The organism is Pseudoxanthobacter soli DSM 19599, assembly GCF_900148505.1.
In the GTDB taxonomy this organism is placed as follows: domain Bacteria; phylum Pseudomonadota; class Alphaproteobacteria; order Rhizobiales; family Segnochrobactraceae; genus Pseudoxanthobacter; species Pseudoxanthobacter soli.
The window spans coordinates 78,961-89,713 of sequence record NZ_FRXO01000014.1 but is presented as its reverse complement, the minus strand read 5'-3'; the positions used below and the strand labels follow the sequence as shown (position 1 = coordinate 89,713).

The window sequence follows — 10,753 nt, the reverse complement described above, 5'->3', positions numbered from 1 at the left end:
CTTGACCTCGGCGGCGACCACGGCGAAGCCCTTTCCGGCATCGCCGGCCCGCGCCGCCTCGATGGTGGCGTTGAGGGCGAGCAGGTTGGTCTGCTGGGCGATGGCGCTGATGAGATCGACGACGGCGCCGATGTCGCCGGCGGCGGCGGAGAGGGTCTGCATCTTGGCGGCGGTGTCGCCGGCATGGTCGGCGGCCTCGCGGGCCATGCGGGCGGATTCCTCGACCTGGCGGCCGATCTCGGCGACGGAGCTCGCGAGTTCCTCGGCGGCGGCGGCGACGGTCTGGACGTTGGCGGAGGCCTGCTCCGAGGCGCCGGCGACGACGGCGCTGCGGGACGAGGTCTCGCCGGTGGAGGCGGTCATGGTCTGGGCGGTGGCCTCCAGCTCGGTCGCGGCGGCGGAGACGACGGTGACGATGCCGCCGAGAGAGGCCTCGAAGCCGTCGGCGAGAGCGTGCATGGCGGCGCGCTTTTCGGCATCGGCGCGGGCCTTGGTCTCCTCGGCGTCGCGCTCGAGGCGGGCCTTCTCGAGGCCGTTCTCGCGGAAGACGATGGCGGTCCGGGCGACGTCTCCGACCTCGTCCTTGCGGGTATCGCCGACGATCTCGGCGGAGAAGTCGCCGGCGGCGAGGCGCTGGAGGGTGGCGACGATGGCGCCGATGGGCCGGGCGATGCCGAACTGGGCGATGAGCACGCCGAGCGCCAGCCCCGCCACGATCCCGCCCGACGCCACGCCGATCATCACCAGCGAGATCCGGCGATATTCCGCGTGGGCCGCCTCGGAGATGGTCGTCACGTCCGCGGCGAGTTTCGCCGAAAGCTCGCGGGTCCTGTCCCGCAGCGTCTCGGCCAGCATCCGGCTTCGCATCGCGCCGCCTTGCAGACGCTTTGCCTCCTCGCCCACCTCGATGTCGCCGACTTCGGCGGCCACCGTCATCGTGTGCTGCAACTCCTTCAGATAGCGTCCGTAGATGCTCTGGAGCTGCTTGAGGAGCTTGGCCTCGTCGCCACCGAGACTGCCGGACAGCGACGTGAGAATCTTGTCGGTGCTGGCCATCTCCGCCTCGACCGCCCGCGCCACGGAGTCACGGTTCTTGGCGCTCGGATCGACCGCGACCTGGAACTCCGCGCGGTTGAGGGCGACGACCGCGGCATTGAGCCGGACGGCTTCCAGCGCGAATGCGCCGTGCCGCTCCATGTCCTCCGCAGCCGCGTTGATGTTCCTCAGCGACTGCACCCCGAGTGCCGTGATGCCGGCAGCCACAAGGCCGAGGATGCCCACGACCATCAGCATCTTGGTCAGCACCCGGACGTTCGACAGCAATCCGCCCCGCGCCCGGCGGTGTGGCGTGGACGCTTCGGCCTCGTGCGGAAACGGCAGATCGGCATCGACAACGGACATTCGGCCCCCTTCCGGCCATCCGCCGTATCGCGTGGATGCCGGCGGGAAGGCCCGATCAAACAATTGACGTCAACTCTTTCCGCTGGATCAGCCCTTCCAGGGGAAAGACAATAGAAATAGAATCGTTTGAATGTCATTCACGAGATATGACAGTTCAACACGCGCGAGCGTTCATTCCGAAGAACGAAAATGGCTTCACGTTCGTTCTTAGTCAAACGTCTTATTTGATGAACCGCAACAAAATATTACGGTTATCAAGACGTTATTTCAGCTAATGGATTTTCGCAGGGAAAAGTATCGCTAATCCAACGATAAGTGGCACGCGCGTGCGTGCTCCCGATGCCGTCATCCCTGGCAGAAGGCGGGTATCACGGCACCGCCTGTCCCACGGCCACGCGGTAGTAGTCGCGGTACCAGTCGACGAAGGCGCGGACGCCGACGGAGACCGGCGTCTCTGGCCGGTATCCCGTCAACGCCTCCAGCAGGCGATGGTCCGCGAAGGTCGCCGGCACGTCGCCCGGCTGCATCGGCAGCATGACCTTGGCGAGCGTCTGGCCCACCGCGGCCTCGATGGCGGCAATGAAGTCCATGAGGCCGACGGGGCGGCCACCGGCGATGTTGACGACGCGCCACGGCGCGACCGGCGACAGCGAGTCCGCGATGCCGTCGGCCACGACCGGCCGGCCTTCCTGCGGCGCGGCGCCGATCAGCCTGACGATCGCCTCGATCAGGTCGTCGATATAGGTGAAGTCGCGCTTCATCTCGCCGTTGCCGTAGATCTCGATCGGCTTGCCGGTTCGAAGCGAGGCGACGAACTTGAAGAGTGCCATGTCGGGCCGGCCCCACGGGCCGTAAACGGTGAAGAAGCGGAAGCAGGTCGTCGGAATCTTCCAGAGATGGGCGTATGAGTGCGCCATCCCCTCTGCGGCCTTCTTGGTGGCCGCGTAAAGCGTCATCGGCCAGTCGGCACTGTCGTTCTCGGAGAACGGCATGCGGTCGTTGGCGCCGTAGACCGAACTGGTCGACGCCAGCAGCAGGTGCCGGGGCGACGTGCGGCGTGCAAGCTCCAGGACGTTGTAGGAACCCTCGAGATTCGAATCGAAGTAGGCGCGCGGATGCTCCAGCGAATAGCGAACGCCCGCCTGCGCGGCGAGATGAACGATCACGTCCGGTTCCGCGCGATCCGCGGCCTGGTCCAGGGCGTCGGCATCCTCAAGCCGGGCGATCACCGGGTGGAACGCGTTTGACCGGGCGAGCACCGCGTGGCGCGCTTCCTTGAGCGTGCGGTCGTAATAGTCGGTCATCGCGTCGAAACCGACGACGAAATGCCCTTCGTCGAGCAGGCGGCGGGCCAAGTGAAAACCGATGAAGCCGGCCGTGCCCGTAATCAGGAAGCGCATCGTCCTACTCTTATAAATATACTCCAAGCTCGATATCATCAAAAATATAAAATGTCAATATTCAAGTAAAAACTGTAACAATTCGACGACAGTTAGCGGGGAGAAGTATTTCCTTCCAGCTCGGCCGTATGGACGACATCGCGGGCCGCGTAGACGGGTCCGTATGTCGCTCGTCCGGCATTTCCCGGGTCGGCGGGCGCATTCTCCGAGGTGGATGTTCTGAGCGACAACGACGCCGTCGATCCGTCGGCGGTGCGCACGAACGTGAACGCGCCGCCGTGCAGCGCGGCGATGCGCTCGACGATCTTGAGGCCGATGCCCATGCGATCGCCGGCACGCACGTCTGCGCCCGGGCTTCCGGGTGCGCTCTCCGGCCCCGCGGAGCGCGGCGGGCGCACGTCGCAGACGTCGACGCGGCCGTCGGCGACACGGACGGTGATGGCGGTGCCTTCCGGCGTGTGCTTCACCGCGTTCTCGACGAGGTTGCGGATCGCGTCCCTGATCAGGCTTCCGGCAACGGGCAAGGGCGCCGCGGCGTGGCCTTCGAGCGCGAGGGAATGTCCGCGGTCGTAGGCCCAGGGGGCCAGCGTCTCGACAACGTCCTCGGCGAGGCGATCGAGCCTTTCCGGCCGGAACGCGCCGTGGTCGAAGCCGTCGAGCCGGGCGAGGCTGGTCATCTGGCCGACGAACCGGACGAGTTCGTCGAGATCGGCCTCCGCCTTGCGGGCGCGCGGGTGGTCGATGCGCCCGAGTTCGAGCTTCATCGCGGCGAGCGGCGTACGCACCTCGTGGGCGATGCCGGAGGTCAGCAGCCTTTGGGACTGGATCAGGTCGCCGACCCGGCCGAATGCACGGTTGACCGCCTCGGCCAGCACCGCGACTTCGCGCGGCATGCCGTCCGTCTGCAGGTGGGAGCGGGCATCCATCGGGTCGAGGGCTTCTGCGGCCCGCGCCGCCGCGTGAACCGGCTTCAGAGCCTTGCGGACCGAAAATGTGGTCCCGCCCAGCACGAGCACGAGGAGGATGCCCATCGGCACGATCATCTGCTCGATCACCTCCTGCCACAGCACCTCGAACACGACGCCGTCGGGGTCGCCGAGGGTCACGACTTCGATCAGGATTCCTTCGCCGTGGAACATGACCGAACGGCCGCCGGCGAGATTGAGCGGTTTGCCGGGGTGCAGCGTCCGGACCCAGAAGGTCGGTGGCGTGAGGTCGATCGGCAGGAAGTGTCCGGCGCGTCCGGCGTCCGGGGACGAGAACAGGACGCGGCCGTCATCGGTCCTGATCCGCGCGAAGTACCCGGAATCGGGCCGGCCGTAACGCTCCGCCGCGTCGTCGGGGAGCCGGTAGGAGATGTCCTCTCCCTGCCCGGATAGGCCGGCGGACAGAAGGTCCGTTTCCTGCTCCAGAAACTGGCGCGAAAGCTCGTTCTCGTTCAGATAGCAGTCGACGAAGACCAGCACGAGTTGCACGACCATCGCCAGCACGGCGAAGATCGTGATGCGCCGGGCGACGATGCTGCCGAGCGAGCGGCTGCGGGCTGGGCGAGGTGCCGCCGTCAAGGGCGTGCCTCCCGCAACAGGTAGCCGACGCCGCGGATGGTTTCGATAGCGGTTCCCGTCGGCCGGCCTTCCAGCTTGCGGCGCAGCCGCGAGACGGCAAGTTCCACCGCGTTCGCCGATTTCTCGTCGCCGAACTCCGACAGCATCCCCTCGATCCTGCGCTTCGGCACCACCTTGCCGCCGTTGCGCATGAGGAGTTCCAGCAGCGACCGTTCGGACGGGGCGAGCGGAAGGTCCTCGTCGCCGCAGCGCGCGGCCATCGCCTGCACGTCGAAGCGCAGGCCGGCGAATTCCAGCACCGGCATCGCCACCGACGGGGCGCGTCGCAGCAGCGCCCGGATGCGCGCCAGAAGCTCGCCGTTGTTGAACGGCTTCACGAGATAGTCGTCGGCACCGGCATCCAGCCCGGCGATGCGCTCGTCGACGGCCCCGCGCGCCGTCAGCACCAGCACGGGCATCTGGCATCCGCCCTTCCGGATGCCGCGCAGCAGGTCGAGCCCGTCTTCGTCCGGCAGGCCGAGATCGAGCAGCACGAGGTCGAACGCGGCGGCGTCGAGGGCGAGCCGTCCCTCCGCCGCCGATCCGAAGGCGTCGATCCGCCAGCCGGCCTCGCGCACCGTTTCGGTGACCAGTTCGCGAAGCCGCGCGCTGTCCTCGATCAGCAGAAGCCTCATGCGCGCTTGCGCCCCGTTACCATCGCCCAGACGAGATTTTCCTTGTGCCGCCAGCTTTCGAAGATCGCCGCCGCCGCATGAAGGAGGGCGAGCACCATGATACTGTTGGCAAGGATCGCATGCACGTTCTCAAGCCACTCCTCGCCCCAGAAGGCATCGAGTGTCTGCATCCAGCCCGTCAGGCACGTTGCGGCGAGCAGGGCCATCAGCGTCAGCATCATCACCGATGCCAGCGGATTGTGGCCGATATAGCGTTTCTCGCGCCCGTCCAGCATGTCGCCGATCTGGCCGAAGACCTTTGAGGGCGTCGGAAAGAACTGGGCGAACCGGGCGTAGGGCGTGCCGACGAAGCCCCACACGACGCGAACGATCAGCACCGCGGCGACGACATAGCCCGTCACCCGGTGCCAGTAGTGGCCCTCTTCCAGAATGAAGAGGTTCAGCACGCACGCGGTCACCACCGTCCAGTGAAACAGGCGCACGACCGGATCCCAGACCTTGACGGTGGTTTCTGGACCCCGGGCAGGCCGGGAGGCGGGCATCGCCGCCTCCGTCGACCGCTGTGCCTTGCCGGCCATCGATCAGCCGTCGATCTCGGACTTCACGATCTCGCCGGAGACCGGGTTGAAATAGACCTCGGCGCGCTTGCCGTCTTTGGTCTTGCCGTAGATCTCGTAGCAGCTTCCGGTGATCTTGAAGACCTTCACCTGATAGCCGAGCGAGGCGACCTTCGCCTTCATGGCGTCCTGGCTCATCCACTTGGACTGCGGCTCGGTGGTGCAGCTCGGGCTGGCGAGCGCGATGGACGGCAGCGCGGCGAACGCAACGGCAGCGGCGAGAAGCTTGAAATTCATGATTGCGAAGTCCTTTCCTGAACGCCCACCAGAGGGCGATGGAAAGGGCTTAGCCTGCCGAACCTGTCTGTTCGCCGTCAGCGGCGGCGAATTTCTCCGCCGCCGCCGTCAGTGCTTGTCCTGGCGGATATAGGCGCGGCCGAGGTGACCTGGCTCCGCGAAGCGGCTGTGGCCGAGGATCGACGAGGCCGCCAGCACCGTCAGCGTCAGCAGATAGGGCAGCATCATCATGAGATAGGTCGGGACGTCGGCGCCGATCGCCTGGAGACGCGGCACGAGCGCGTCGGCGCCGCCGAACACCAGCGCGCCGAGCAGGGCGCGGCCCGGTTCCCAGCGCGCGAAGATCACGAGCGCCACCGCGATCCAGCCGCGGCCGGCGATCATTCCCTCGACCCAGACGTGGCTCGCGGCGACGGACAGATACGCACCGGCAAGCCCGCACAGGGCGCCGCAGGCGATCACCGCGCCGAGCTGGGTCAATTGCACGTCGACACCGGCGACGTCGGCCGTACCGGGGTCCTCGCCGACGGCCCGCAGCCGCAGCCCCGGCCGCGTTCGCGCAAGCCACCAGCGCAGCGCGACCACCAGCACCAGCGAGGCCACCACCAGCGGGTCCTGATGGGCGACGATCCGCCAGAGCCCGGTCGCGGCCGCATCGTCGCCGAAACGGCCGATACCGCCGAAGGTCTGCTGCACGTAGGGGCGGCCGACGGCACCGGTCACGCCGAGGCCGATGGCGACGATCGCAAGGCCCGCCAGCGTCTGGTTGGCCCGGAACACGACGACCGCGATGCCGAACACCAGCGAGAGCACGATCGCCGCGCCGACGCCAAGCGCGATGCCGAGCCACGGGTCGAGCCCGCCCAGCACGGCGACCGCAGCCGCCATGGCGCCCACGGCCATCAGTCCTTCCGGACCGAGATTGAGCACGCCCGCCCGCTCCGACAGGATCAGCCCGAGGCTCGCGAGCAGCAGCGGCGTCGCATAGCTCGGGATGATGGCGAACCAGCCGATCAGGAAATCCGTCACTGCGCGTTCCCCCTCGGCGGCCGGTTGATGCGGTACGTGGCGAAGAATTCGGCGGACAGCACGGAGAGCAGCACCGCGCCCTGGATCAGCACGATCACCGCCTCGGAGATCGAGTAGAACACCTTCAGCACGCTGCCGGCGGTGAAGACGCCGCCGAGCACGAAGGCGATGGCCACGGCAGCCACCGGCCGCGCCCGCGCCAGGAAGGCGATGACGATGGCGCTGAAGAGATAGCCGTTGCCAAGCGTCTGGGTCAGGCGATGTTCCGTACCGGCGACGATGGAGGCGCCGGCGAGGCCGCTGAGCGCACCGGATGCAAGCGCGAGGAGGCTGGTGGTGAGCCGGACGGGCAGGCCGGTCGCGCGCGCCGCCGAGGGATTGAGGCCGACGGCCCGGGCATAGAATCCGATCCGCGTGCGTTCGAGCACGAACCAGACCACGACCCCGGCGCCGAGCGCCAGCCAGAGCCCGGTGTGGACCTGTCCCCATCCGAGGGGCGAAAACTCTTCTGCCGGGTCGAGCGCGGCCGAGATCGGGAAGCTGTTGGCCGGATCGCGCCAGGCGCCGAACAACAGGTGCTGAACCAGCAGGAACGCGACGTTGCCGAGCAGCAGCGTCGAGATCACCTCGCTGACGTTCCAGCGCATCTTCAGAACCATCGGCAGCGCGATCCAGGCCGCGCCGGCAACAGCCGCGGCGACGAGCATCAACGGCAACCGCACGGCTTCCGGGCCGATATTGCCGAGGGCGATCCAGCTCGCCCCGATGGCCCCCAGCCAGAGCTGGCCCTCGACGCCGATATTCCAGAAGCTGACGCGCATGGCCACGGTCGCCGAGAGGCCGACCAGAATCAGCGGGATGGCGGCCGTCGCCGTCTGGGCGAGACCGTCGGAGGTGAGGAACGTCTCGACGAGAAATTCGTCGATCAGCGCCTCGGGCGGCACGCCGACGAACACGAGCAGCGCCGCCGAGACGGCAAGGCCGACGATGAGACCGCCGGCATAGGCGGCGATGGAAAGCCAGAGCGGCGTCTCCTGGCGGCGGACGAGCACGGTGGAATCAAGCATGGCCGATCATCAAGGCTCCGATGCGCTCGGTGGTCGCGTTCTCGATCGGCATCTCGCCGGCGATCCGGCCCCGGTTCATCACCGCGACCCGGTGGGAAAGCGACAGCACTTCCTCCAGATCCTCGCTGATGAGAAGGCAGGCCGCGCCGGCTTCGACCGCCGCCTTGACGAGATCGTGGACGGCCCGCGTCGCCTTCACGTCGAGGCCGCGGGCCGGCGAATGGGCGACCAGCACCGTCAGCCCGTCGTCGAGTTCGCGGGCGAGCAGCACCTTCTGGGCGTTGCCGCCGGACAGCAGGCTGGTGACGCGGCCGGGCGCCGCGCCGTGGATGTCGAAGGTGGCGATGGCGCGCTCAGCGGCGGCGCGCATCCGCGCGCGGCTGAGAAAGAGCGGCCCGCCGAACCTGCCCTCGGCGACGCCGGTCAAGGCGAGGTTCTCCGCCACACTCATCGGGCCGACCAGTCCGGTATCGAAGCGGTCGGAGGGGATGACCCGAAGTCCCAGGCGGCGGCGGGCGCGGATCGAGAGCGGCCCGATATCGCGGCCGTCGAGCGTCATCGTGCCAGCTGCGGGCTGGGCGAGCCCGGCGAGGCATTCGACCAGTTCCTGCTGTCCGTTGCCGCCGACGCCGGCGATGCCGAGCACCTCGCCGGCCCGAAGGTCGAGCGACAGGCCGTCGAGCGCCGTCGTGCCGTCCGACCGCACCATCGAGAGCGAGGCGAGACTGAGACGTTCGCGCCCGGGCGTCGATCCCGGCCGCTCCGACACGCCGAGGGACGAGCCGACTGCGAGCCGCGCGACCTCGCCGATATCGAGTCCGGCCGTCGGCGCGCCCGCAAGCACGGTCCGGCCCTGGCGCATCACGGTGACGCGGTCGCTGCGCGCCGCGACTTCGCGAAGCTTGTGGGTGATCAACACCACGGCATGGCCCTGGTCGGCCAGCCGGCGGGTGAAGGCGAGCAGCGCATCCGCCTCGCTTTCGGTCAGCACCGCCGTCGGTTCGTCCAGGATGACGATGCGCGCGCCGAGCACGAGAACCTTCAGGATCTCGGCGCGCTGCCGTTCGGCGACCGAGAGGTTGGCGACCATCGCATCCGGCCGGACGCCGAGGCCGACTTCGGCCGCCTTCGCGGCGACGAGGTCCGCCGCCTCCGCGACCGAGCGCACGTGGCTGCCCCGGCCGAGCGCAAGCAGCACGTTCTCGGCCACCGAGAAGCGGCCGACAAGCCGGAAGTGCTGGTGAACCATGCCGAGGCCGGCGGCCGTGGCATCGCCCGGCCCACGAATGGCGATCGCCTCGCCATCGACGATCTCGGTGCCCGAATCCGCGGCATAGACCCCGGTCGCGACGTTCATCAGCGTCGACTTGCCCGCGCCGTTCTCGCCGACGAGCGCGTGGACCTCGCCCCAGGCGAGGCTGAACGAAGCGTCAATCAGGGCCGGCCGGCCGTCGAACGCTTTGGAGACGCCTTGCATCTCCAGCGCTGGCGCGGCACCGGGATGCCGTTCGCCGCGCACGGGGGTGCGCGGCGGGGCGGTCGTGTCTTCAACCGGTAAGGTCATGTGCGCGTGGCCTGCTTCGGGCGCGGGCGGAATGCCGCCCGCTCTCGCTCACTGAGCCGATGCAGGCATCGTGCCGACAATACCCTTGACGAAGAAATTCATGTTCCAGAGCGCTTCGTCGTCGATCGTCTTGCCTTCGGCAACCGCCAGCGAGCCGTCCTGCTTGTAGAGCGGGCCCTGGAACGGATCGAGCTTGCCGTCGATGATCGCCTGCTTGGCGGCGGCGACCTTGGCCTTGGTCTCCTCGGTGACGCTCGGGCCATAAGGCGCGAGATCCACGACGCCGCTCGCCAGGCCCTCGAACGCGCCATATTCCTGCGGCTTCCAGGTGCCGGCGGCGATGCTCTTGATGGTGGGCACGAGATAGCGGTCCCAGCGGAACACCACCGACGTCAGGATGCCCTTCGGCGCGGCCTTGGACATGTCGAGCTGGTAGCCGATGGCATAGGCGCCGCGCTTCTCGGCGGCGTCGAGCGCCGAGGTGGCGCTGAGGTCGGTCGCGATCACGTCGGCCTTCTGATCGAGGATCGCTTCGGAGACCTGGCCTTCCTTGACCGGGTCCCACCAGGAATTGGTGTAGACCGCCACGGTCTCGATGGCCGGATCGACCGACTGGGCGCCGCGGGCGAAGCTGTTGATGTCCCAGTTGACGACGCCGACGGGGAAGCCGGCGAGCATGCCCACCTTCTTGGTCTTCGTGGCCTCTCCGGCGACGATGCCGGCGAGATACCAGCCCTGATAGGTGCGGGCGTAGAAGCTCTCGAGGTTTTCGCCGTTGGTGGTGCCGGAGGCGTTCAGGAAGGCGACGTGGGGATAGGCCTTGGCGGCTTCCGCGATCGGCGCGCTGTAGCCGTATGTCGTCCCGACGATGATGTTGAAGCCGCGCTTCACATAAAGGTCGATGGCCGCGCGCAGCTTGGTCGCTTCCTCGGGGATGTTCTCGGTCACCGCCACGGGAAGGCCGAGCTCGGTCTCCACCGCCTTGCGGCCGATCTCGATGGCCTCGTTCCAGCCGCCGTCCTGGGCCGACGCGGCGTAGATGAAGGCGACCTTGGGCGGGCCTTCCAGGGTGAAGGCCGCGGCGCCGAAGCTGGTGGCGGCGAGGACGGCGAAGGCCGTCGCGCAGAGCGAAAGCGTGGACGCAACCGTCCGTGAGCCGGTGAAGGCCATGCAGTGTTCCCCTTTGTTCCGGAGGCCGA

9 protein-coding genes and 1 pseudogene are annotated in these 10,753 nt (G+C 68.0%); all 10 read right to left on the bottom strand.

The window, feature by feature from the left end:
* Window positions 1–1,308: pseudogene (locus BUF17_RS20805) on the bottom strand (methyl-accepting chemotaxis protein); the annotation flags it as partial.
* A gap of 461 nt (window positions 1,309–1,769) precedes the next feature.
* A complete protein-coding gene (locus BUF17_RS20800) occupies window positions 1,770–2,801 on the bottom strand; it encodes an SDR family NAD(P)-dependent oxidoreductase (RefSeq protein ID WP_073632357.1) in 1,032 nt (343 codons plus the stop codon).
* A 92-nt stretch (window positions 2,802–2,893) separates the two neighbouring features.
* Complete coding sequence (locus BUF17_RS20795) at window positions 2,894–4,366, bottom strand: ATP-binding protein (protein ID WP_073632355.1); 1,473 nt, start codon at window positions 4,364–4,366, stop codon at window positions 2,894–2,896.
* Window positions 4,363–5,040, bottom strand: coding sequence for a response regulator transcription factor (locus BUF17_RS20790; protein WP_073632353.1), 678 nt, complete (start codon window positions 5,038–5,040; stop codon window positions 4,363–4,365). The genes BUF17_RS20795 and BUF17_RS20790 overlap by 4 nt, the downstream gene beginning before the upstream one ends.
* Window positions 5,037–5,582, bottom strand: coding sequence for a cytochrome b/b6 domain-containing protein (locus tag BUF17_RS20785; RefSeq protein WP_073632390.1), 546 nt, complete (start codon window positions 5,580–5,582; stop codon window positions 5,037–5,039). The genes BUF17_RS20790 and BUF17_RS20785 overlap by 4 nt, the downstream gene beginning before the upstream one ends.
* A gap of 39 nt (window positions 5,583–5,621) precedes the next feature.
* Window positions 5,622–5,894 (bottom strand): PepSY domain-containing protein, encoded by a 273-nt coding sequence (locus BUF17_RS20780; RefSeq protein WP_073632351.1) that lies wholly within the window; start codon window positions 5,892–5,894, stop codon window positions 5,622–5,624.
* 108 nt (window positions 5,895–6,002) lie between these two features.
* Entirely contained in the window at window positions 6,003–6,923 is a 921-nt protein-coding gene (locus BUF17_RS20775; RefSeq protein ID WP_084565047.1) for an ABC transporter permease, read from the bottom strand.
* The gene (locus tag BUF17_RS20770; RefSeq protein WP_073632349.1) at window positions 6,920–7,990 is read right to left on the bottom strand and encodes an ABC transporter permease; all 1,071 of its coding nucleotides are present in this window, start codon (window positions 7,988–7,990) and stop codon (window positions 6,920–6,922) included. Before BUF17_RS20770 ends, BUF17_RS20775 begins: the two co-directional genes overlap by 4 nt.
* Window positions 7,983–9,554 (bottom strand): ABC transporter ATP-binding protein, encoded by a 1,572-nt coding sequence (locus tag BUF17_RS20765; protein ID WP_084565045.1) that lies wholly within the window; start codon window positions 9,552–9,554, stop codon window positions 7,983–7,985. Before BUF17_RS20765 ends, BUF17_RS20770 begins: the two co-directional genes overlap by 8 nt.
* Window positions 9,555–9,602: 48 nt before the next feature.
* Window positions 9,603–10,724, bottom strand: a complete 1,122-nt coding sequence (locus BUF17_RS20760; protein ID WP_073632347.1) for a BMP family ABC transporter substrate-binding protein — start codon at window positions 10,722–10,724, stop codon at window positions 9,603–9,605.
* Window positions 10,725–10,753: the final 29 nt, after the last annotated feature.